At 64.6% G+C, this 21,178-nt stretch carries 28 protein-coding genes; 14 read left to right on the top strand and 14 right to left on the bottom strand.

Annotation, left to right across the window (positions count from 1 at the left end):
- Nucleotides 1-9: 9 nt before the first annotated feature.
- Together BMX07_RS22495 and BMX07_RS22490 are read right to left on the bottom strand one after the other, a co-directional pair.
- A complete protein-coding gene (locus BMX07_RS22495) occupies nt 10-951 on the bottom strand; it encodes a DUF6920 family protein (RefSeq protein ID WP_245742196.1) in 942 nt (313 codons plus the stop codon).
- A gap of 104 nt (nt 952-1,055) precedes the next feature.
- Complete coding sequence (locus BMX07_RS22490; protein ID WP_090622985.1) at nt 1,056-2,624, bottom strand: ABC1 kinase family protein; 1,569 nt, start codon at nt 2,622-2,624, stop codon at nt 1,056-1,058.
- A 301-nt stretch (nt 2,625-2,925) separates the two neighbouring features.
- Here BMX07_RS22490 and BMX07_RS22480 point away from each other — a divergent pair, with 301 nt between their 5' ends.
- The 6 genes from BMX07_RS22480 to BMX07_RS22455 all read left to right on the top strand — a co-directional run bounded on the left by BMX07_RS22480 (nt 2,926) and on the right by BMX07_RS22455 (nt 6,606).
- The gene (locus tag BMX07_RS22480; protein WP_090622977.1) at nt 2,926-3,387 is read left to right on the top strand and encodes a universal stress protein; all 462 of its coding nucleotides are present in this window, start codon (nt 2,926-2,928) and stop codon (nt 3,385-3,387) included.
- Nucleotides 3,388-3,496: 109 nt separating this feature from the next.
- Nucleotides 3,497-3,796 (top strand): DUF8015 family protein, encoded by a 300-nt coding sequence (locus BMX07_RS22475; RefSeq protein WP_394328404.1) that lies wholly within the window; start codon nt 3,497-3,499, stop codon nt 3,794-3,796.
- A 157-nt stretch (nt 3,797-3,953) separates the two neighbouring features.
- Complete coding sequence (locus BMX07_RS22470) at nt 3,954-4,358, top strand: universal stress protein (RefSeq protein WP_090622974.1); 405 nt, start codon at nt 3,954-3,956, stop codon at nt 4,356-4,358.
- 113 nt (nt 4,359-4,471) lie between these two features.
- The gene (locus tag BMX07_RS22465) at nt 4,472-4,891 is read left to right on the top strand and encodes a universal stress protein (RefSeq protein ID WP_090622970.1); all 420 of its coding nucleotides are present in this window, start codon (nt 4,472-4,474) and stop codon (nt 4,889-4,891) included.
- A 576-nt stretch (nt 4,892-5,467) separates the two neighbouring features.
- Nucleotides 5,468-5,968, top strand: coding sequence for a universal stress protein (locus tag BMX07_RS22460; RefSeq protein ID WP_090622967.1), 501 nt, complete (start codon nt 5,468-5,470; stop codon nt 5,966-5,968).
- A gap of 8 nt (nt 5,969-5,976) precedes the next feature.
- Entirely contained in the window at nt 5,977-6,606 is a 630-nt protein-coding gene (locus BMX07_RS22455) for a class I SAM-dependent methyltransferase (protein WP_090622963.1), read from the top strand.
- 95 nt (nt 6,607-6,701) lie between these two features.
- Here the strand turns inward: BMX07_RS22455 and BMX07_RS22450 are convergent, their stop codons facing one another.
- Together BMX07_RS22450 and BMX07_RS22445 are read right to left on the bottom strand one after the other, a co-directional pair.
- Nucleotides 6,702-7,418 carry a class I SAM-dependent methyltransferase gene (locus BMX07_RS22450; protein ID WP_090622960.1) on the bottom strand — a complete coding sequence of 239 codons (717 nt, stop codon included), beginning with the start codon at nt 7,416-7,418 and terminating at the stop codon, nt 6,702-6,704.
- Nucleotides 7,419-7,492: 74 nt separating this feature from the next.
- Entirely contained in the window at nt 7,493-7,717 is a 225-nt protein-coding gene (locus BMX07_RS22445; protein ID WP_090623285.1) for a YgaP family membrane protein, read from the bottom strand.
- Nucleotides 7,718-7,948: 231 nt separating this feature from the next.
- On the opposite strand from BMX07_RS22445, the gene BMX07_RS22440 reads away from it, so the two are divergent.
- A complete protein-coding gene (locus BMX07_RS22440; RefSeq protein WP_090622956.1) occupies nt 7,949-9,205 on the top strand; it encodes a CBS domain-containing protein in 1,257 nt (418 codons plus the stop codon).
- Here BMX07_RS22440 and BMX07_RS22435 read toward each other — a convergent pair.
- On the bottom strand, nt 9,177-9,596 hold the full coding sequence (locus BMX07_RS22435; protein WP_090622955.1) for a CBS domain-containing protein: 420 nt from the start codon (nt 9,594-9,596) through the stop codon (nt 9,177-9,179). The genes BMX07_RS22440 and BMX07_RS22435 overlap by 29 nt on opposite strands.
- 221 nt (nt 9,597-9,817) lie before the next feature.
- Between BMX07_RS22435 and BMX07_RS22430 the strand changes: the two genes are divergently transcribed.
- The 3 genes from BMX07_RS22430 (at nt 9,818) to BMX07_RS22420 (ending at nt 11,521) form a co-directional block, all read left to right on the top strand.
- Complete coding sequence (locus BMX07_RS22430) at nt 9,818-10,423, top strand: hypothetical protein (RefSeq protein WP_090622952.1); 606 nt, start codon at nt 9,818-9,820, stop codon at nt 10,421-10,423.
- Nucleotides 10,424-10,534: 111 nt separating this feature from the next.
- The gene (locus BMX07_RS22425) at nt 10,535-10,978 is read left to right on the top strand and encodes a universal stress protein (protein WP_090622949.1); all 444 of its coding nucleotides are present in this window, start codon (nt 10,535-10,537) and stop codon (nt 10,976-10,978) included.
- A 54-nt stretch (nt 10,979-11,032) separates the two neighbouring features.
- Nucleotides 11,033-11,521 (top strand): universal stress protein, encoded by a 489-nt coding sequence (locus tag BMX07_RS22420; RefSeq protein WP_090622945.1) that lies wholly within the window; start codon nt 11,033-11,035, stop codon nt 11,519-11,521.
- A 47-nt stretch (nt 11,522-11,568) separates the two neighbouring features.
- On the opposite strand, the gene BMX07_RS22415 is transcribed toward BMX07_RS22420, so the two are convergent.
- The 3 genes from BMX07_RS22415 to BMX07_RS22405 form a co-directional block, all read right to left on the bottom strand.
- Nucleotides 11,569-12,045: a pyridoxamine 5'-phosphate oxidase family protein gene (locus tag BMX07_RS22415; protein ID WP_090622942.1), complete on the bottom strand. Its 477-nt coding sequence runs from the start codon at nt 12,043-12,045 to the stop codon at nt 11,569-11,571.
- Between the two features lie 111 nt (nt 12,046-12,156).
- Entirely contained in the window at nt 12,157-13,059 is a 903-nt protein-coding gene (locus BMX07_RS22410) for a universal stress protein (RefSeq protein WP_090622937.1), read from the bottom strand.
- A 138-nt stretch (nt 13,060-13,197) separates the two neighbouring features.
- Nucleotides 13,198-13,560: a DUF7344 domain-containing protein gene (locus BMX07_RS22405; RefSeq protein ID WP_245742195.1), complete on the bottom strand. Its 363-nt coding sequence runs from the start codon at nt 13,558-13,560 to the stop codon at nt 13,198-13,200.
- 233 nt (nt 13,561-13,793) lie between these two features.
- On the opposite strand from BMX07_RS22405, the gene BMX07_RS22400 reads away from it, so the two are divergent.
- On the top strand, nt 13,794-14,351 hold the full coding sequence (locus BMX07_RS22400) for a DUF2238 domain-containing protein (RefSeq protein ID WP_090622928.1): 558 nt from the start codon (nt 13,794-13,796) through the stop codon (nt 14,349-14,351).
- A gap of 135 nt (nt 14,352-14,486) precedes the next feature.
- Here the strand turns inward: BMX07_RS22400 and BMX07_RS22395 are convergent, their stop codons facing one another.
- From BMX07_RS22395 to BMX07_RS22380, 4 genes are all read right to left on the bottom strand, one after another.
- On the bottom strand, nt 14,487-15,371 hold the full coding sequence (locus BMX07_RS22395) for a universal stress protein (protein ID WP_090623281.1): 885 nt from the start codon (nt 15,369-15,371) through the stop codon (nt 14,487-14,489).
- Between the two features lie 191 nt (nt 15,372-15,562).
- Nucleotides 15,563-16,591: an NAD(P)/FAD-dependent oxidoreductase gene (locus BMX07_RS22390; protein ID WP_090622925.1), complete on the bottom strand. Its 1,029-nt coding sequence runs from the start codon at nt 16,589-16,591 to the stop codon at nt 15,563-15,565.
- Nucleotides 16,588-16,944: a thioredoxin gene (gene trxA, locus BMX07_RS22385; RefSeq protein WP_090622922.1), complete on the bottom strand. Its 357-nt coding sequence runs from the start codon at nt 16,942-16,944 to the stop codon at nt 16,588-16,590. Before trxA ends, BMX07_RS22390 begins: the two co-directional genes overlap by 4 nt.
- Before the next feature lie 217 nt (nt 16,945-17,161).
- Nucleotides 17,162-17,809, bottom strand: a complete 648-nt coding sequence (locus BMX07_RS22380) for a class I SAM-dependent methyltransferase (protein WP_090622918.1) — start codon at nt 17,807-17,809, stop codon at nt 17,162-17,164.
- A 117-nt stretch (nt 17,810-17,926) separates the two neighbouring features.
- Between BMX07_RS22380 and BMX07_RS22375 the strand changes: the two genes are divergently transcribed.
- Nucleotides 17,927-18,310 carry a DUF302 domain-containing protein gene (locus BMX07_RS22375; RefSeq protein WP_090622914.1) on the top strand — a complete coding sequence of 128 codons (384 nt, stop codon included), beginning with the start codon at nt 17,927-17,929 and terminating at the stop codon, nt 18,308-18,310.
- 56 nt (nt 18,311-18,366) lie between these two features.
- Here BMX07_RS22375 and BMX07_RS22370 read toward each other — a convergent pair whose 3' ends face one another.
- The gene (locus tag BMX07_RS22370) at nt 18,367-18,789 is read right to left on the bottom strand and encodes a universal stress protein (RefSeq protein ID WP_090622910.1); all 423 of its coding nucleotides are present in this window, start codon (nt 18,787-18,789) and stop codon (nt 18,367-18,369) included.
- A 351-nt stretch (nt 18,790-19,140) separates the two neighbouring features.
- Nucleotides 19,141-19,542, bottom strand: a complete 402-nt coding sequence (locus BMX07_RS22365) for a helix-turn-helix domain-containing protein (RefSeq protein WP_090622906.1) — start codon at nt 19,540-19,542, stop codon at nt 19,141-19,143.
- A gap of 850 nt (nt 19,543-20,392) precedes the next feature.
- Here BMX07_RS22365 and BMX07_RS22355 point away from each other — a divergent pair.
- Nucleotides 20,393-20,638 carry a sulfurtransferase TusA family protein gene (locus BMX07_RS22355; RefSeq protein ID WP_090622897.1) on the top strand — a complete coding sequence of 82 codons (246 nt, stop codon included), beginning with the start codon at nt 20,393-20,395 and terminating at the stop codon, nt 20,636-20,638.
- The coding region (locus BMX07_RS22350; protein WP_090622894.1) for a DsrE/DsrF/DrsH-like family protein at nt 20,638-21,178 on the top strand (541 nt) is incomplete at its 3' end. The genes BMX07_RS22355 and BMX07_RS22350, both read left to right, overlap by 1 nt.

The following is a 21,178-nucleotide window of genomic DNA, read 5'->3' as shown; positions in this document are numbered from 1 at the left end:
CCGAGCTGTTCAGCGCGTTTCGTCGTCGACATCGTCGTGTTCGATCGCGTCGATCGTCGCTCGCCAGTACGGCAGGTCGCCGTCCGGGAGCGCCCACCCGACCGTCGCCCGGGTCGGAATCCGCCGCCCGTTTTGGCTCTCGTAGTCTCGAAAGCGGCCGATCCAGGGCGCGGTCGAATCCGTCTCCTGTCGATAGCGCTCGGTCGTCACACGGTCGACTTCGTTCCGATCGTCGAAGTGGAAGACGAGCGACGCCGTCACTTCCCGGTGTTCGAGCGTCGCTTTCGCCGTTCGATCGTCGATCGGCTCCCACTCGACGCCGTGGGCGGGCAGGAGGGCGGTGGGGTACCACACGGCCTCGGCGAGGTACCGGACGAGTTCTCCTTCGTTCATCTCCGGGGACGGACCGGCACTGGCAACCGGGATCGTCGACCGAAGCTTCGCTCGCAGCAGTCCCTCGCCGCGCGCGTACCGGTTGAGGACCCGAACCGAGAGCAGCGGCGCGACGTCGATTTCGGCATCCCAGACGAAGCCGGGCGGCCGCGTCGCGACGTGCTGTATCGCCTCGAACGGCCGCCACGCCCCGTCCCGATCGCCGAGACGAAACTCGCCGCGCTGGCGGAGTCGAACCGTCCGGACGGGCCGTTGGCCGTCCTCGAGAACCGTCCGGAAGTATCGGGCGACGGGCGCCGGCAGTCCGTCGACGTCCGTGCTCGTGTATCGCGTCCTGCCCTGTGGCTCCGAACGGGCGTCCGCGAGGAGTTCGCTCACCCGGTCGTCGATCTGTCGCTGGAAGCTGTACCGCCTCTCGGCGTCGACCGCCAGACCGACGGCGAGGACGACGGCAGCCGATAGCGCCAGGCGACGCGGTGCCCGGCCGCCCGGCTTCGCCCGCGGTTCCGTCCCGTCCGGGCCGCTCGAGGTGCCGATCCAATCGGTGAATCGAGTCATCGTGCCGTTAGAGGCGCTTCTCTCGGAAGAAACTACTTGCGCACTCGGTGGCTGAGGGACGGGTTCGACGGGCAGCAACGGTGCCGATCGCTGTCGACGATCTCTCAGTCGGACCAGCGCCGGCGAACGTACAAGCCGAGAAAGACGAGTCCGAGCGACGCGCCAACGAGTTCGAGGGGCAGTTCGTGGAACGTCAGCACGGCAGCCGCGACGAACAAGGACCCGGCCACGATCGCGTAGCCGACCGCCGGATCGCCGCCGCGCGGCCGGTCGACCGGGTCGGTTCTGACGACGAGTTCGCCCCGCTCGAGTTGTCCGAAGACGGCATCGAACCGGGCGGGCGCTCGCGCGAGCACCAGCGCCGACTCGCGGAGATCGGCGCGTACGTCTTCGACGGCCGCCTCGAACTCGCTTTCGATGAACCCGTAGTCCACGAGAAACGACCGCGTGGCGGCGATGAAATCGAACTCCGGATCGAGACTTCGACAGACGCCTTCACCGACCGTGCCGGCGCGAACGAGCAGCATCACGTTCGGCGGGATGCGAAACGGAAATCCGTGGAGTCGCGAGAACAACTCGGTAACGATCGACCGCCAGGTGATGTCGGACCGTCCTTCGAGGTTCTCAATCATCAGTTCGAGGACCTGTCGAGCCGCGACGCGATCGACCGTCGGTTCGAGGACCTCGAGTGCGACGAGCGCGTTCAGAAGCCCGTCGACGTCACGGCGGACGAGGGTGCGATAGAGGCGCGTGATATCGTCCTGTTCCTGTGGACGCAGTCGCTGGCTCATCCCGTAGTCGTAGATGACCAGCCGCCCCGCGTCGGTCACTGCGAGGTTTCCGGGATGGGGGTCGGCGTGGAAGACGCCGTCGACGAGGCTCATCTTGAGATAGGTTCGGGCGACGAGCGTCGCCATGTCGCCGGGTTCGACGCCGGCATCGTCGAGGGCTCGCTCGTCGGTTATCTTCTCGCCGTCGACGTGCTCCATCGCCACCACGCGTTCGGAGCACAGTTCCGGATAGACCGACGGGACCACGACGCGATCGATCTCCGCCAAGTTGGCCTCGATCTCCGCCATGATCGACGCTTCGCGGCGGAAATCCAGTTCCTCGAGGATGATCTTCTCGAAGTCGTCGGCGACGTTCTCGAGCGAGTATCGCTGTCGCTCGTCGGCGAACGCCGCGAGCAGCGGCACGAGTCCGCCGATAACTCGCAGGTCCCGTTTGACGATCGCCGCGATTCCCGGTCGTTGAACTTTCAGGGCAATCCGTTCGCCCTCGTACTCGGCGGTGTAGACGAACGCGAGCGATCCCCCGGCGACCGGTTCGATCGTCTCGAGATCGATGTCGTCGCCGAGTTCGTCGTCGACGACGGTCAGCGGATCACCGCCCGCGTCCTCGGGAACTTCGTCCTGTAGCGTCCCGAACGCGTCGACGTACGTCGGCGGGACGATGTCGGGTCGCGTCGAGAGCACCTGTCCGACCTTGATAAACGCAGGCCCGAGATCGAGCATCGTCTCGGTGAGCCGTTCGGCGCGATCACGATGCACCGTGGTCGAAGTGCCGCGAGACGGCCCGAACAACAGGAACCGCCGGCGATCCCTGAGGAACGCGATCGCGAAGGGGAGGAAGCGTACGACTACCTGCAGAAACCGAGCGTAGTATCCCATCATTGGTCGCGGGTCGTTCTGACGGCGTTCGCCTGACCGTTCATAGAACCTATTCGAACACCGGACACAAATACGCCAGTGATCCGGACGGCGTCCGGTCGCTATCGAACGACGGCGGTACTGGGGACTGTCGAACGGCGACGCTCCGGCTTCCGGAGGAACCCGGGTCGGCCGTCCCCTCACGTCCGATCGCCGGACGAGGGTTCTCAGTTCCGGGATCGACGGCGAAGCGACGAACGCGATCCGGGAGACCGGACCTCGCTGCCGGATAGTATTTTGACGCTCCGCGACGTATGGATGGCCGATGTCTCGCCACTTGCTCGTTCCCCTGGATGACTCACCGCTATCGAAGCAAGCGCTCGAGTTCGCCCTCGAAGAGTACGAGGACGTCTCGATCGTCGCGCTTCACGTCCTCGATCCGACGGACCCGGGGTACAGTTCCGCGACCGAGGTCGACGTTCGAAACGAACCGCGCCACGGCTCCGACGAGTGGTACGAGCGGGCGGGCGAGGAGGAGGAGCGCATCTTCGACGACGCCCGCGAACTGGCGGCCGACTCCGACGTGACTCTCGAGACCGAACGTGCGGTCGGCGAACCTGCGCGCGAGATCGTCGACTACGCCGAAGACCACGAGGTCGATCAGATCGTCATGGGCAGTCACGGTCGAACGGGGGTGACCCGGCTGCTGATCGGGAGCGTCGCCGAGATGGTCGTCCGTCGCTCGCCGGTAACCGTCACGGTAGTTCGCGGCGACACGGAACAGTAGCGCGCGCCTCCGATCGGCACGTCGCACGTGTCCTCGGCGAGCAACGTGATCGAACGGGTCTCCGTCCCGTGGTCGTTCGACCCGGTTCCCGAACGACGGGAACTATCGTGTGCCGTTTTTCCGTCGAGAGACTACTTCCGACGAGAGGCGATCACCAATACTCGACTACTACGACAGGGTCATCGTGGGCATCGCGGGGAGTATCCTCGGGGGAGCACTGCTCGGTGTCGCGACCGCCCTCGGGGTTACGACCGGTCTCTTCGTCGGGGCGCTCGTCGCGACGCTTCTAGTATACGACGTGGTATTCCGGAACCCGCCCCTGCCAGCGACGGATTCGCGGGTCGCGGCGTCGGTGATCGTCTGGCACGCAGCCCTGTTCGTCGCAGCGGTGGCCGCCTACGTCCGATAGGATACGTCACTGGGACCGACACGATGGGCGGGTACTCGACGATCGGTGACGGCCAGCCGATCGGATCGCGGATTACACCTTGGTCGCCGACGACCGCTCCGGCGTCCCGCCACGCCTGTTAATTATATATCTCGGTCGGTGGTGAATCAGTCACGGCATGTACGAGACGATACTCGCCGCGACGGATGGAAGCGAGCCAGCGCACCGTGCGGTCGACCACGCACTCGACCTCGCGTCGACGTTCGATGCCGACCTCCACGTGATCTACGTCGTCGATACCCGTCGGTACGGAGAGTCGATGCTCACGGACTCGGAGACGGCCGTCGCGGATCTGGAAGCGCAGGCGATGGACCTCCTGCGGGATACCGAAGCGCGAGCCGACATCGCCGTGACGACCGAGATCCGTAACGGCCGTCCTCACGACCAGATCGACGCGTACGCCGAGGAGATCGATGCCGATCTGCTCGTGATTGGCAACCGCGGGCTCGGGGCCGGCAGCGAGATCGGAAGTACGGCAGAACGAGTCGTCAGGTACGTCGATCGACCGGTGATTACGGCCTGAACCACGGACCGAAACGAGAACCGCTGATTTCGAGTTGCGGACCGTCCGTACCGACGTGTCAACCATTCGAGTATGAACTATTTAGCTGCTTTCGATGTCGATACCAGTACCCGATGTACGACACGATACTCGTTCCGACCGACGGGAGCGATCCGGCGAACCGCGCGGTCGAACACACGCTGGAACTGGCCGACATGTACGAGGCCGACGTTCACGCGATGTACTGCGTCGAGACCCACCGGTACGGCGAACCCGCGCTAAGTAGCGCCGAAATCGTTCTCGAGAGACTCGAGGAACAGGGAGCGGCGATGCTCGAGGAGCTCGCCGATCGCGCGGACAACGTCGGGATCGACTGTACCTCGACCGTTTGCCACGGGCAGCCGTGGGAAGAGATCTACAAAAAGGCCGACGAGATCGACGCCGACCTGATCGTGATCGGCTTTCAGGGACAGAGTCACGAGCGCCACGGCAAGATCGGGAGCGTCGCCGAACGGGTCGTTCGACACGCCGACCGACCGGTGTTGACCGCGTGATCGATTCGCGTGAGTTGATCACGACGGAGACGCACGACGTCGCTCCAGTGATCGATTCCGCCACTGGCCGACGTATCGATCCGAACCACGCTGCTGCGTCGAATACCGTTCCGTAGCGTCGAGTGATCGGTAGCGGTCGTCGGCTTCGGCTTCGATCAGTGTCGGGCTAGTTTCGTCGGTCGATCCGACCTCCGGACCGCACCCGCCGTCGGAGTATGGCCGTGATGACGATAAATTAAAATATACTTGACCGTTTCGACCGGTTCGATCGTTTCGGCTCCCGATGTCGGTACGACCCGTGGTATGCGGGAGGTATTCCGGTAATGTTACAGCAGTATGTATGTAAACCATTTCGACGGAAAGCCAACCGTTATCGGCAGCGATCCGCGGCCATCTGTATGGCATATTTCATAAGCAGCCCACGAATTCCGCCGTCCGACGAGTCCACTCGGACGACCAGCTTTCCCGTCCGTGAACCGTCTCTCGATCCGGAACGTCCGGCGAGAGACGCGAACGGTTTCCAGTAGCCGATCACCGGCCCACGAAGTTATTGACGAGGGGGTAGAGAGGGGACCTATGACGTTCGTCGTCCCATTCGACGGCTCGGAACTCGCGGAAGCCGCCCTCGTCAGGGCGGTCGAGTACGGCACCGCCCTCGACGAAGACGTCACTGCTATCTCCGTCGTCCCGGAACGAAAGCGGTACGCACGCGAGAAAGGGTGGATCGACGAGGGCGAGGAGTACGACGTCGCGTCGGTCGTCGACTCCCTTCGCGAACGGGTTCGGACCCTCGCTCCGAACGTCTCGTTCGAATACGAACGCATCCGGGAGTTTCCACCGGAAGCGCAACTCGCCGACCACATCGAACGACTGGCCAGGGAACACGATCCGAGCGTCGTGTTCCTCGGCAGCGAGAACGTCGGCCGCGTCGTGACCCCGCTGACGAGCGTCGGCGTCCACGTCGCCGCAGAGGAGACCTACGACGTCTTCATCGTCCGACAGCCCGGCCCGCCCAACGTCGACGCACTCGAGCCCCACGCCGACTTCTACCGGACTGACGACGCGACCGAGGGGTGAGAGACGGCATGCCGAAATCGGAACCGTTCGAGCGATACGCGGACCGATACGACGACTGGTTCGAGGCACATCCGGACGCCTATCGATCCGAAGTCGAAGCGCTTCGGCGACTGCTCGCCCAACCCGGGTTCGGACTCGAGATCGGCGTCGGGAGCGGCCGGTTCGCGTCGCCCCTCGGAATTCAGGTCGGTATCGACCCCGCCAACGAGATGCTCGGCCGGGCTCGAGACCGCGGCGTCGACGTCGTCAGGGGAGTCGCCGAAGCGCTCCCGTTCCCGGCGGAAACGTTCGACACCGCGCTGATCGTGACGACGATCTGCTTCGTCGACGATAGCTCTCGAACGGTCGCCGAAGCTCGGCGGGTGCTGCGTCCTGGCGGCTCGCTCGTCATCGGATACATCGACGAAGACAGCCCCGTCGGACGACGCTATCGGGAGGAAGCGGCCGACAATCCGTTCTATCGAGACGCGGAGTTCGTCTCGACGGGGGAACTCGTCGACGAACTCGAGGCCGCGGGATTCGCCGACTTTGAGTTCGTTCAAACGATCTACCGGTGGCCGGCGGACATCGACGACCCCGAACCGGTCGACGAGGGATACGGCGAGGGCTCGTTCGTCGGAATCGAGGCGGTTCGATAGCGGAGCATTCATCTCCCCTCTCGTGTCACAGCAACCGGCTCGCCTCGGGACCGTGCGATCGAGGCCGTCCGATTACGCCGATGACCCGCATCGCGTCAGCGCGGCGTCGCGACTACGATTTCGACGGTTAGTCCCCACAGCGGGCGCGTCTCCGCCTCGACCGCGTCGAATTCGTTCTCCTCGAGCAGTTCCCGAACGAAGATCGGTCGGCAGTCGGCGTAGCGCGGGAACGCTTCGTGGAGTCGTTCGTACGCGCGAGTTACCAGCCCGCCGTCGCGCGTGGACAGTGCCACGACGCCGAGTCGGCCGTCGTCGCGAAGCACACGTCGCCACTCCCCGAGGACCCTCGGCAGCGACGGCGTGTCGAACAGTTCGAGCGTGAAACTCGCGAACACCGCGTCGAACGCGTCACCGTCGAATGGGAGTCGTTCGGCGTCACCCTGGACGATGGAGACCCGATCCGTAACGTCCGCCGCCGCAACTCGCTCTCGAGCGACAGCGGACATCCCGCTGGAGCTGTCGAGTCCGACGACGTGGCCGTCCGACCCGACGCCGTCGGCGAACGAGACGAGCGCCCGTCCCGTTCCGAATCCGACCTCGAGTGCCCGTTCGCCGGGCTCCGCGTTCAGGAGGGCGATGCCGCGGTTCCGGGGTCGGCGATCGAATCGGCCGACGAGCGCGTCGTACCACGGGCTAATCCGGTCGTACCACGCGATCGCGTCGCGTTTGGACCGGTCGACTCGAGTGATCGAATCCGGCGAGCGCCAGTCCGCGAACGTCGGGTGTCGGTCGGGCGGCACACTCGTGTCCATCGGTCACTGGGGTGGAGCGTCGACCGTCGGTTTTCGCCGGAACCGTCGCCGGATCCGGGACGGCCGATCCGCCATCACTCGGCGTCCTCCGCGGTCGTGTCGACGCCCACGGCTTCGTTGATCGGGCACTTCTGGGTCGTTCCGGTCACGAGGAGAACGGCGGCGACGGCGATCGCCACTCCGCCGGCTACGGCACCGATAGCCCAGTAACCGGTGAGCGCTGCGAGGCCTGCGATCACGAGCACCGTTCCGATGACGATACGTCCGGTTCGGTCGATCCCGCCGACGTTCTTGTCCATACGTTCCGGACGAACGAGACCGCGATGCATGTATGTTATTGTCACCTCCACGGGTCGGAAAGCCGTGTCTACGTCCTCGCGGTTCAGGTCGTTCCGCCGGAGATCGTCGACGGGTTCGAGGGCGAGACCGATCCGACCCTCGCCTACTTGATAGACAGTAACGTACACCACTGCGGACAGCGCGGTCCAGTCGGTATCGTCGTCCGATCACCCAACTTACTCACATGAACTATGGATATCGCTGACATCATTTCGGAAGCGTACACCGAATTCGCTCCCGAAACGCCCGTGTCGAAACTCGTCGGCACGTTCACGGATTCCGGCGTCAAGGGCGTCGTTGTACGCGGCGAGGAGTTCGAGGGCGTCGTCACGCGGCGACAGTTGGCCACGTCGCATCGGCAGCCGAACGAAAAACTCGGTTCGCTGGTCTGGCACGTCCCCAGACTCGCGCCGGACGAAAACGTTCGCACGGTGGCACGGCTCATGACCGACAGCGACGCGCAACTACTCCCCGTGTTCGAGGGGCGGGAACTGGCCGGTGTCGTCACTGCGGACGCAGTCCTTCGGAAAGTCAAACCGTTCCTCGAGGCCGCAACCGTCGCCGAGGCCGCGTCCACGGACCTCGTCTCGCTCGCTCCGGAGTCGGTGCTCGGGGAAGCACTCAACGCCTTCCGAGAGCATCACATTACGCACCTCCCGGTCGTCGAGGACGGCGCGGCGATCGGTATCCTCAGCCTCTACGACGTCACCCACCTCACGGTGCGGGCCGAGGTACAGAGCCAGGGCGGGGATGCCAGCGGGACGGACCCCTTCGGCGGAGAGATAGCCGACAGCACCGCCCGCTCGCGTCGCGGCGGGTTCGGTGCCCGAGAGGGCGAACGCGAACGGATGCTCGATCTGCCGGTCAGGAACGTCATGACCTCGCCGGTGCGAACGATACGACCAGACGAGACACTCGAGACGGCCGTCGACGAGCTGTTCGAGATCGACGGCTCGTCGCTGATCGTCACGGAAGACGGGTCCCCGTACGGCATTCTCACGAAGACCGACGTTCTCGACTCGCTCACGTGGGAGGCCGGCGGCAACCGGAGCGTCCAGGTGTACGGCGTCGACCTGATAGACGACGCGACCGACGAGGAGATCGTGGCGATGGTCGAGAAGTTCGACGACAGGGACCACGGGATGAACGTGCTGGACGCGAAGGTCCACCTCCACGAACACGACGAGACGCGTCGCGGGAGGCCCCTCCTGCTCGCGCGAGCCCGCCTGCACACCGATCGGGGGCTCTACATCGCCTCCGGGGAGGGATACGGTGCGAGTCACGCACTCAACGAGGCGCGAGTGGTTCTCGAGCGACAGATCCGCGACGAGAAGAGCCGTCAGCGCGAAAGAGGGCGTCGGTCCGCGACCCGCTCGCCGACGCCTGCACGGCGGAAAATGAGGTCGCGATCGTGGGCGGTCAGTACTCCGGCCGCTGCGCTCGGATGACGTCCGCGAGTTGCTGTTCCTCGTCTGCGATGAGTTCCGTCAAGTCGTCTGCGGTGATGATCCCGACGAGTTCGTCGCCCTCGCAGACCGGCAGCCGACGGACTCCGTTGTCGGCCATCACGTTCATTGCCTCGTAGAATCCGGCGTTGCGATCGATCGTACAGAGGTCGTCGGTCATCACGTCTTCTGCCGTTCGATCGGACGGATCGGCGTCGTCGGCGAGGACGCGGACGACCAGATCGCGATCGGTCACGATGCCGACCAGCGAATCGCCGTCGGTGATCACGACGCTGCCGACGGCCTCTCGATCCATCGTGGCGGCGAGATCGGTGACTGGGGCGTTCGGTTCGGCCGTTACGACGTCGGTTCGGGATAAGTCATCGATTGGCATGGCTCTCTCCAGTACGGAGGACAACGTCGAACTAGGTAATTGCTTGCCACGAGTATCACTGGCTCGGAACGAGACGCGGGCTCGAATGTACCGACCTGGCTCGGTGGAACGGGATGGTATCGAAACCGCTCTGTGTGTCTCGACGCCCCGCAACCGTACGCTTCTCGCGCTCTCGGTCGCGAGAAACACTCTTGTAGTCCCGTCCCTTACCGAAGGTCACAATGATGGCGACAACTCACGTGCTCTGGGGGATGCTACTCGCGCTCCCCGTCCTCGCGATCGCTCCGGAGTTCGCCCCTGCCGCCTTCGCAGCCGGACTCGTCGGCGGGTTGCTCCCCGACCTCGATCTCTACGTCGGCCACCGGAAAACCCTCCACTATCCGGTCTACGCGTCGGTCGCTGCCGTTCCGACGGTCGGTCTCGCGCTCGTCGCGCCGTCGACGACGACCGTCGCACTCGCCGTCGCGCTCGTCGCGTCGGCACTTCACGCCGTCGCCGACGTTCTGGGCGGCGGCCTCGAGTTGCGGCCGTGGAAAGAGGGATCCGAGCGTGCGGTTTACAGTCACTATCACGACCGCTGGATTCGACCCCGCCGCTTCGTCCGCTACGACGGTGCACCGGAAGACCTCGCGCTCGCTGCGGTCGTCGCGGTCCCGCTCGTCGGTACCGGGGACGGGCCCGTCATCGTCGTCACGGTCGCGCTCCTGTCCGTCTCGGTCGTCTACGTCCTGTTTCGAAAATCCCTCGCGACGCTCGCCGAGCGTCTCGCCGGTCTGGCACCGGGTCCGCTGGTCCCGTATCTCCCCGAACGGTATCGCGAAGCCTGAGGGCGGTCACGACGGGCCGAGACGGTCGCGGAACCGTTCGGCTCGAGACGGTAGCATCGTTCGCCGGGAGTTCCCCCGTGACACTATTGTTCTGTAGCCGGAAGGGGCCACATGGTACGAACGGTTCTCGTTCCCGTCGACGGCTCGCCGCTGTCCTCGCGGGCCCTTCGGTACGCGTTGCGCGAGTTTCCCGACGCGGAGCTCACGGCGTACCACGTGATCGATCTCTTCGAACCCGACTACGCGGACCAAGCCGTCGCGTCGATGTACGAACCGATGCTCGGCTCCGACGAGTGGTATCGCTTCGTCGGCGAGGTGAGAGACCGACGCTTCACCGAAGTCGACGAGATCGCCGCCGACTACGACCGATCGGTTGCAACCGACTCCGACATCGGCGACCCGAAACGCCTCGTTCTCGAGTACGCCACCGACGAGGACGTCGATCAGATCGTGCTCGGTGCCCACGGACGGTCCGACACGAAGCGAGCGGTCTACGGGAGCGTCGCCGAGAGGGTCGTCCGTCGGGCACCGGTTCCCGTCACTGTCGTTCGGTAAGCGATGGGGACACCCCAAGCTTGTTCACTTCAAGTAGCGAAGCTACCGATAGCAATGACGTTTCTCGTTCCCTTCGACGGGTCGTATCTGGCCGAAGCAGCGCTGCTACGGGCGGCCGAGTACGGCGAGGCGCTGGACGAAGACGTGGTCGCCCTGACCGTCGTTCCGGACGACGACGCGTACGCGATCGACGTCGGGTGGTACGAAGATGGGGAGGACGAACCGTTTAGCGTCCCGTACGTCGCCGGAAAGCTCCACGAGGGTGTCACCGATATCGCCCCGCAAGCCGCGTTCCGATACGAGCGAATTGATCGGCAAACGCCCGCGGCGATCGCGACGCAAATCAGGTCGATCGCCGAGGACGTCCGCCCGTCGGTCGTCTTCCTCGGAACCGACAACGTCGGCGAGATCGCCCATCCGGTGACCAGCGTCGCCGGCGGCATCGCCGAAAACCCGACGTACGACGTCCACGTCGTCCGGTACTACGCGCCACCGTCGATTCCCGAGATGCAGCTCGAGGAGGGATCGTACGCGGACGAGTGACACGGACTCGAAGCCGTCGAAAGCGGGCTGGTGCCAGTGTCGCGGAGCTACCCCTCGTCCGCCTCGAGAGCGGGCGGCAGGCCCTGATGTTTGATCCCCGTCTGCTCCTCGATACGGAATTCGAAGACGGCAACATCGCCGGACAGGGTTGCCGAATCGAAGAGACTCGGACGCCACGCGCCACTCAGAGTCTCCTCGAGCGCGTCCCAGTCGGATTCGGGGACCTCGCTAATCGTCCCCGTCAGAAGCGCACTCTGCCAGTTGTACATGGTGTCGACCTTGAAGACCAGGAACTTGGCGACGTCCGCCCGTTCGCTCAGCGTTTTCTTGCGACTGCTGGAGCCGAGGAGATACGTGAAGTAGAGCCGCTCGTCGCCGTCGTACCCGAACGACAGCGGGAGGAGGTACGGGGCGTCGTCGCCGGGAAGTCCGAGCACGCCCGTCCGCTGGCTCGACAGGAACTGCCGGAGTTCGCCGTCGTCCATTTCGACCAGCCCGTACGCCCGCAATTCATCAACTGACATACAATACCGTGTCGACAGCGGGAGAGAAAAAGTCACTCACCGATCACCGGAGCGGAGAGTCACCCGTTCCGACGGGCGACCGGTGTGTCGTCGCGCTCGAGGCGCGTCCGGCTACGCGTCGTCGGCCATCGGGACGCAAAATACCGGGACATCGGCGTTTCGAACGACGTTCTCCGTCACGCTTCCGAGGACGTGTTGGGGAAGCTCCGAGCGGCCGTGGGTCCCCATTACGATCAGGTCGATCTCGTTGTCGTCGACGTACTGCAGGATCACCCGCGTCGGCGGGCCGCTCGCGACGAGGCCGGTAACGCTCACACCGGCGTCATCGGCGCGAGTTCGAACCTCCTCGAGGGCCGCTTCGCCGGTTCGCTCGAGGTCGGTCAAGACGTCGCTCGGCGTCGGTGTCGCCGGAACGCGACTCGTATCGACCGAAAAGAGGGTGTGGACCATCGCGTCGAACAACGCCGCCAGCGAGAGGCTCCAGTCGACTGCGACCGTTGCGCCCTCGCTTCCGTCGGTCGGCAAGAGGACGGTTTCGTACGGCTGGCCGTCCGGAGTGGGGTAGCCGCTCTCCGGCGGCACCGCCAGGACCGGTATCTCGACGGTTCGGAGGACGCGTTCGGTCACGCTTCCGAGCAGGACTCGTTCGAGGCCGGTTCTCCCCTTCGTTCCCATCGCGACGACGTCGACGTCGTTCGCTGACGCGTAGTCGGCGATCGTTTCGTGCGGGGGTCCGCGTTCGACGGCCGTAGTGACGTCGAGGCTCGCGTCCGCGCGATCGGCCGCGTTCGCGACCGCTTCGACGGACGCCTCGGCGGTCGCTTCGGGCTCCGCTGCCTCGTCGTCGATCTGGGACTGGAAGAGGGAGCTAGCCTCCGTATCGACGACCGAGAGAACGTGAATCTCGGCGTTCGCCGCTCGAGCGAGGTCGATTCCTCGTCTCGCACCTGCCAGTGCGCCCTCGCTGCCATCGGTCGGAACGAGTATCCGCTCGATCTCGAGGTGGTGGGTCATGGGTCAGTCCGGACGCCCTACCACCCCACAGTGAATAAAAGGAGAGCCACGGGGCAGGGACGAGAACGGATCCTCCGGAGGCGACGGCTCGAACGTTCTGAATCGTCGTTCGGTCCCGACACGCGACTCGAGTCGCGGTCACCGCCGGTCGCGAGTCGCTTCGACAGCGGTGAGAACGTCCACGAGCAGCTCACAGCGATAGTAGCGGATCGTTCCGGCGTGTCCGTCGTACTCGATCACACCCAGCTCCTCGAGCATCGGTAAGTGAACGTGGTGGAGTTCGATCCGCCACGTCTCGGCGCTCACGTCGGCGGTCTCGGCGGACAACGCAGCGACCAGTCGATCGAAACCGATCCAGTCGTCGTCCGTCGTTTCGAGGACGGAAACCACGGCGCGGCGACGCGCATTTGCGAGGAGTCCAAGAATGTCGTCCGCGTTACACGCACATCGCTCGACGCCGTCTCGATCGATGATCGGACACCTGATCATGGCGTATGACACGTCGGGAAGTCGATAGCAGAACGGTAAAAGCTACATCGTATTCCCACGGACTGGTACACTTTGATCTTTCGAACGGTGTCGGAAACGGGAACGGCGGGACGCGATCGGTTTCGGGGTGGACTCTCACCCGGCGGGGCGCTCGGCCGCGGTTTCCCGATCCCCGCCGGAACGAACCGGTCGAGCCACAGGGCGATATCTCTATGTATCCCGCGTATTCATTTCGAATTAGAACAATGGACGAAACGGCCGGGCGCAGGACGGCACGCGGCATTCGGTACGCACTGCTCGCGATATTCGCCGTCGGAGTCCGGCGACGAGATCCTGGCGCAGCCGTGAACGCCGTTATCGCGGTGATCGGCACCTATCTCCCCGACCTCGCCGAGCGAGCGTACGGCATCGAACTCCGTCCGTGGCAGCGCGCGTACGTGGATATCGCGATGATCACCCACGCCATCGGGATGCTCGGCCCGTACGACGACGTCTGGTGGTGGGACCACCTCACACACGCCCACTCCTCGTCAATCCTGGGCGGGGCCGTCTTCGCGATCAGTCGCCGTCGAGGCCGCGATCCAGGTCCACGAGTCGTCGCCGCCGTCGCCTGCCTCGGACTCCTCTGGGAGGTCGTCGAGTACACCATTCACGCCACGGCGAAGCGCCTCGGATTCGAACCGATACTCGTCACGTACGGCCCGAAAGACACCCTCCTCGATATCGGCTTCAATCTGCTCGGTGCGGTACTCGTGCTCGCGTTCGGCGACCGCGTCGTCGGCGAGCTCGAGCCCGACGCGTAGTCGTCGCCCTCGGCCTGCTCGTGCCGGCAGTTCGGACTGTTGGAAGGACAGCGCGGACCCGCGGGTCCGTCTCCGGCCCGCTGGTGTCCGGTGGGCCACACCGCCAACCGCTGACGGGGCGGTACAGCGAGACGATTACGACGGGCGCGTCGCGACCAGCATCGGGGTATCGATCGTCCGGAGGAGCGCCGCGGTAACGCTGCCGAGGACCCGGCGGCCGAGATTCGACCGACCGCGCGCCCCCATGACGACGAGGTCGATATCGGCGTCATCGACGTACTCGCGGATGCCAGCAGCGACGCCGTCGAACGACTTCGTCTGCAGGACTGCAGTTGTGACGTGGGGAGCCGTGTCGTCGATCTCCGACGCGACGTCCTCGACGACCTCCGTCCCGTTTTCCTCGAGTCGCTCGGTGAACGTCCTGTCGAGGCCGCCCGCGTTGAACGCCCCTCCTGCAGCCTGTAGATCGACCACGTTCAGCACGTGGACCGTCGATCCGTACCGTTTTGCGATCGCACCACCGTGTCGGGCGGCGGCGGTGGCGATTTCGCTTCCGTCGGTCGGCACGAGCAGATCGGAGTAGTCGATCGCCGCGTCCGAGGCACCCTTCGGGACGACGAAGACGGGAACATCGCTTCGGTGGAGGAGCCGCTCCGTGACGCCGCCGAGGAGTCGCTTCTCGAGTCCCGTCAGTCCCTGTCTTCCGACGACGATCAATCCTGCATCCCGTTCGGCCGCGTACGCTGCGATCCGGGACGCGGGTTTTCCGTCGGTCAGTTCCGTCGTCACGGGCTGGCCGATAGCGGACGCAATCGCTTCGATTTCCTCGAGAACGGTTTCACCTCGGTCCCGGAGTCGCGATTTCTCGTCGGCCGTCGCCGCGAGTCGGAGCGATTTCCGCTCGACGACGCACAAGACGTCGACGGTGGCATCGAACGCGCGAGCGAACTCGAGTCCACGTCGCGCTGCTCGCTCGGCCTCCTCGCTTCCGTCAACGGCGATCAAGATTCGGTCGTACACGACCGGAAATTCGGCGTCCACTGTCTTCGTTCTTCGGCACCGTCCCGTCGGGACAGCGTGAGACGTGCGCGGGTCGTCGCGCTCGGCCGGTCTACCGCTTACGGCACTACCCGCGGTCGCGTAGTACCCCGGCTGAGCGTTCGCGGTCGACAGAAGGAGGTGCGGCGATTCGAGTCGTCCTCGAGCAGCGATTACGGCGAAACTTCGAGGACGGTCTCGTCCGTCCGGTCGAGCGTCTCGAGGTACGCTTCGGCGTCGAGTGCCGCCATACTGCCGGTGCCGGCAGCGGTAATCGCTTGTCGATAGTTCGGATCGGCGACGTCACCGGCGGCAAAGACGCCGTCGATCGCCGTCTCGGTCGTCGCTCGGCCGGCGTCGTCCGATCGAGTGTGGAGATAGCCGCTCTCGTCGCGTTCGACGGCGGTTCCCTCGAGGAACCCGGTGTTCGGCGTGTGGCCGATCCCGTAGAACACACCGCCGATGTCGACGGTTTCTCGGTCGACGTCGACGCCGGTCGCGGCCTTCTCGCTGGGATGGCCGTCGGGGTGGGAGACGAGCGTCGCACCGGTGACGCCCTCCTCCTGCGAGCCGTGAAGCGCTTCGAGTTCCGTGTTCCAGCGGAACGCGATGTCTTCGTGGTCGCGGGCCCGGTCGGCCATGATCTCGGAGGCGCGGAGTTCGTCGCGTCGGTGAACGATGGTCACGCTCTCGGCGAACTTCGCGAGGAAGAGCGCCTCTTCCATCGCGCTGTCGCCGCCGCCGATGACGAGGACGTCGTCGCCGCGGTGGAACGCGCCGTCGCAGGTCGCACACGTCGAGAGGCCGTAGCCCATGAGTTCGTCCTCGCCGTCTGCACCGACCCAGCGAGCGCTCGCGCCGCTCGCGACGATCAACGCACGCGTTCGCAGGGTGTCGCCGTTCGAGAGTTCGAGTTCGTACGGTCGGCTCTCGAGCGCCGCGTGCTCGACGGTTCCGTGCGCGAATTCGGCGCCGAAGCGCGTCGCTTGCTCCTTGCCGTTTTGGATCAGCTCCATTCCGCCGATTCCGTCGGGGAAGCCGAGGTAGTTCTCGACGTCGGTCGTCAGCGTCAGCTGCCCGCCCGGTTCGGGACCCTCGAGCACCAGCGGCTCGAGGTCCGCCCGCGCAGCGTAGACGGCCGCCGAGAGGCCGGCGACGCCGGAGCCCACGATCACGACATCGCGGACGGTCGCCTCGTTCATTCCGTGTATCCCTCGATCAGGTCGCGGAGCCGGTCGGCCGGCAGCACGCCGGTGTGCTGTTCGACCTGCTCGCCGTTCGCGAAGAGGACGAGCGTCGGGACACCGCGGACGCCGTAGGCTCCGGCGAGCGGCTGGTTTTCGTCGACGTCGACCTTCGCGATCACGGCTTCGGTCTCGCCGGCCAGTCCCTCGAGGACCGGCTCGAGCATCTGACACGGGCCACACCAGTCGGCGTAGAAGTCCACGAGGACGACGTCGTACTCCGTCGTGACGTCCTCGAGGTGGTCTTCGCCCTCGATGTGGAGCGGTTCGTCGATCGACTCTCCGGAAGCGCCGCGTGTATCGGTTGCCATCACTCCCTCGTAGGGACCGACGGTGTTTAAAGGTTTTGTGTGCACTGCACAATATAGGGGTGAGGTGCCACGGGCGCGGTCGACGGACCACAACGAACTGTTTCGCCCGAAAGTGAACGATATCGTCGCATCTCACGGCGATGGAGTGAGACAGCAGTGACGGGTTCGAGGCTGGTGGTCGGCACAGTTGTGCATTAGATAAGCAATTAAGTCGAGGCTATGTCGGCGGCGAAGGAGCCACCGCAAACCGCGCGTAATAGCTCCCCCGCGTTCCGACGCGGTCCTCGAACTCGAGCCCGTGGCGCTCGGCGCGCCGTCGGAGCGTCCCGAATCCGACGAAATGCGGATCGGGGAGCGATTCCCCGACGACGAGTCGGCCGCCCGGTTCGAGTACCCGCTCGAGTTCGGCGAGCGCCCGCCCTTGCTCCGGAATTTCGCCGAGAACGAGGACCAGATACGCGGCGTCGAAACTGTCGTCCGGATACGGGAGTCGCCGTCCGTCGCCACGGATCGGTTGGACGGTCCGGCGGCCCCGCTTCCGCATCCGCGTTCGGAGGTGGTCGACCATCGCCTGCTGGACGTCGACGGCGTGTACCGTTCCGTTCGGTTCGACCGATTGCGCGATCGCCCCCGTGTAGTAGCCGGTTCCCGGCCCGAGCTCGAGGATGCGTTCGCCGGGCCGCGGCTCTAGAAGCGTGCGCACCCTGGTTCGTGTGATCCCCGGTCGAGGGAGATCGATCCAGACACGCTGCGAGTACGGACACGGTGTCGGGTTCGATCGCCATCGGAGCGCGTACCCGATCCCGGCGAGCACGGCCAGTCCGAGCAGGGAGGCGACCACTCGTGACGTGTGACGAGCGCCCATCGGGAACGCGTTCGTTTCGAACGGGCTCCAGTCTTTCGCCGAACCGACGGGAGACGAACGCCCGCGACTTGCCGTTGCCGGCCCAACCACGACCTCCTTCCGGACCGCTTGGACGGTATGTCCTACACGTTCCACACGCAGGTCGACGGCGAGTTCGACGACGTCGTCTCGCGAACGATCGGTGCACTCGAGGACGAGGGGTTCGGGGTCCTCTGTGATATCGACGTCCGGGAAACGCTCCGGAACAAACTCGACACGGACTTCCGGCAGTACAGAATTCTGGGCGCGTGCAATCCGCAGCTGGCACACCGAGGCCTCGAAGACGACCTCGATCTCGGGACGCTGCTTCCGTGTAACGTCGTCGTCTACGACGGCGACGACGGCGTCGTCGTCAGCGCGGTCGATCCCCAGCGCCTGATCGGCCTCGCCGACGACGACGACCTCGATCCGATCGGAGACGACGCCCGCGAGCGCTTCGACAGGGTCCTCGAGTCGCTGTAACCCGGGGCTCCGGTGTCGATTACGTCGTCGAAAATCGAGTGCCGACGCGTCGGCAGCTACCGGACCACGAGGACGGGCACCGGCGACCGACGAACGACGTTTTCCGCGACGCTGCCGAGTAGCATGCGCGATACCTCCTGTCCGTGGCTACCGACGACGATCAGATCGACGGATTCGTCCGCCGCCTGCGCGACGATGCGGTGATCCGGTTCGCCCGTGACGATCTTCGTTTCGAGACTGCGGCCGCGCTCGGCCGCGATATCCGTCGCGGACTCGAGGACGTCCGCCGCGTATTCCCGCGCTCGCTCGGTGACGGGGAGTTGCAGTTCGGGGCCCACGATCTGTGCCCAGCGGCCGTCCGGTACCTCGATGACGTGCAGCGCGATGACGGTCGCGTCCGGGAATTTTTCGAAAGCGAACTCGAGGGCGTCCGTTGCCTGCGGTGACCCATCGTACCCGACGAGAATTCGGTCGGCCATGACGAACGAATTCGATCGACCATTATAAACCTATCACCCGACTCTCACGTGCGAAAAACGGATTCCGCACCGCGTCGAGCGTACGCTCCACGAATCTCGAGAAATACGGTTCGCTAAATGGTTCGCAGCCAACGCCGGCGTGACCTACGCCGGACTGGACGGGCGGGTACGGTCCACTGACGAGCGTGTTCTGGACCCGCCCACCGTTCGGCCGTCCGGACCGGCTTCGTCTCCGTTCCCCGACGGAGTACTCGCAGGAATGAGGAAACATTCGCCGCTATCTGCGAAAGGAGTCAGAAGAGAGAAGAGTGGATCGCCACGGAACCGAGAGTGGCGTCGTACTGTGCGAGGTTATCCCTCGACTGGCGCCGTCGGCTCCGCCTTCTCGTATTTAGTTTCGAACTCCTGGATGAGCTGGCCCATCTTCGCGTACCAGTCGTTGAGCATCCGCTGCATGTCGCTCGCGATCTGGGACGGGTCGGTCGGGTAATACACGTGATAGTAGCCGCCCTGGTCGTAGTTGACCTGGTCTTTCTGGATGAAGCCGGTCTGCAGGAGCCGCTGGACGGACCGGTATGCGGTCGAACGCTCCCGGTCGACGGTGTCGGCGACTTCGTCGACGGTCATCGGTTCCTCGGCGCTGACGAGCGCCTGGAAACACTCCTTGTCGAGCTGTTTGAGGCCGTGGAAACACTCGAGGAGCCCTTCACATTGCATATCTTGCTGGAGTTGTTCGGACATCGAATCTGGCATCGGAATCAGCGCTAGGTAGGAACCACGCAGTTAAAAGACTTGTGTAGGGATTACACAATCCTGCCCAACCTATTCCGCGAGCGGCGACGATCGGAATCGATTCGTGGTCGTCGAACGGCGCTCGCGGTTCGATCGAGGCTTCGGTGAGCACGTCGGAGTCCGTCGGTAACGGATTCGGGTGCCATCGTCCCGGAGATCGCGCTCCGACGGATGTGAGACGAACACCCTTCCCCCAACGCTGGACGCGTAGCCCGTGCGGGGAAGCGCAGGTGTGATCAAGAACGACCCGCGATCCCGAAGAAGCCGGACGAGATCCGACGAGCAGGCCGAAATCGACGAACAACATCGGCAGGACGAGGCCGAGTCCGACCACCGCAATCTTCGTCGTGCTCGATTCTATCGACCGTTCGTCGTCCGACCAGCCGCTCGAGCGCGCCGGGGCCGACGCGCGGGACGGGGACTTCGATGAGCGCGCTGGCGTCACCGATACCGGCAATTTTTGTGCCGATCGCCGCTTCTCACGACCAGTTGTGCAGGTGTCTGCTGTCTCGTGATCCCCCTTCGAGAGTCGCTAACTCCGGAAATGGTGGCGATATTTTTGAATGAATCCTACAAGATTGTGGCGCAGAGTAGACGACTATTCCGTCGATATCGAGCCAATCACACGTCGATTCCAGTCGTGGTGAGTGGCAGCTCCAGTGCTGCTGTGCCGAACCACTGCTCGTCTGTTAGCATCGGGGTTCGAACTGCAGCCGAAGAGCGGATGTTCGCGAAACTCACAATAGCCGGTAGCCTTTTATACGAACGGCCAATATTGTGGGATAGCTCCAATACGGAGCACAGATAACCAATGAGTTCGGAATACCAGACCACGGAGACGCTGGACGTCAAAGGACAATCGTGCCCGATGCCCATCGTGAAGACCAAGCAAGCGATCGACGAGCTCGAGGCCGACGACGTACTCGAGGTCGTCGCGACGGACTCGGGCAGTATGAGCGACATCCAGGGGTGGGCGACCGGTACCGAGGGCGTCGAACTCCTCGACCAGGTCGAGGGCGACGGCCGCTACACCCACTACGTGCAAAAGACGGAATAATGAGCACGGACAACTCAACTCCCTCAGTCGACGACGGCGACGGCGAACCGGCCGCCGAATCCGAAGCCGAGTTCGACCCCGCCGAATTACGGGCACTACGCGAGCGCGTCGAGGAACTGGAAGCGTCGGTTGCAGCGGTGGACACCGGCGACGACGGCAAAAAGATGACCATCGTCGCGACCAAGGGCAGCTTCGACATGGCCTACCCGCCGCTGATCCTCGCGAGCACGGCCGCTGCCTTCGGCTGGGACGTCGTCGTCTTCCACACCTTCTGGGGACTCGACATCCTCCACGAGGAGAAATCGGCGGACCTCAAACTGAGCGCCGTCGGCAACCCGAACATGCCGCTGCCGAACTCGATCGCCGCCCTTCCCGGGATGGACCGCATGGCCACTAAGATGATGCAGAAGAAAATCGACGAAAACGGCACCGCCACCATCCAGGAACTCATCGACCTCTCCCTCGAGCAGGGCGTCGACCTCCAGGCCTGCCAGATGACCATCGAACTGATGGACTACGACGAAGACGACTTCTACGACG

This window comes from Natrinema salaciae (assembly GCF_900110865.1).
In the GTDB taxonomy this organism is placed as follows: domain Archaea; phylum Halobacteriota; class Halobacteria; order Halobacteriales; family Natrialbaceae; genus Natrinema; species Natrinema salaciae.
Note: the sequence above shows the minus strand (reverse complement) of the source record. Positions and strands in the feature narration are given on the sequence as shown.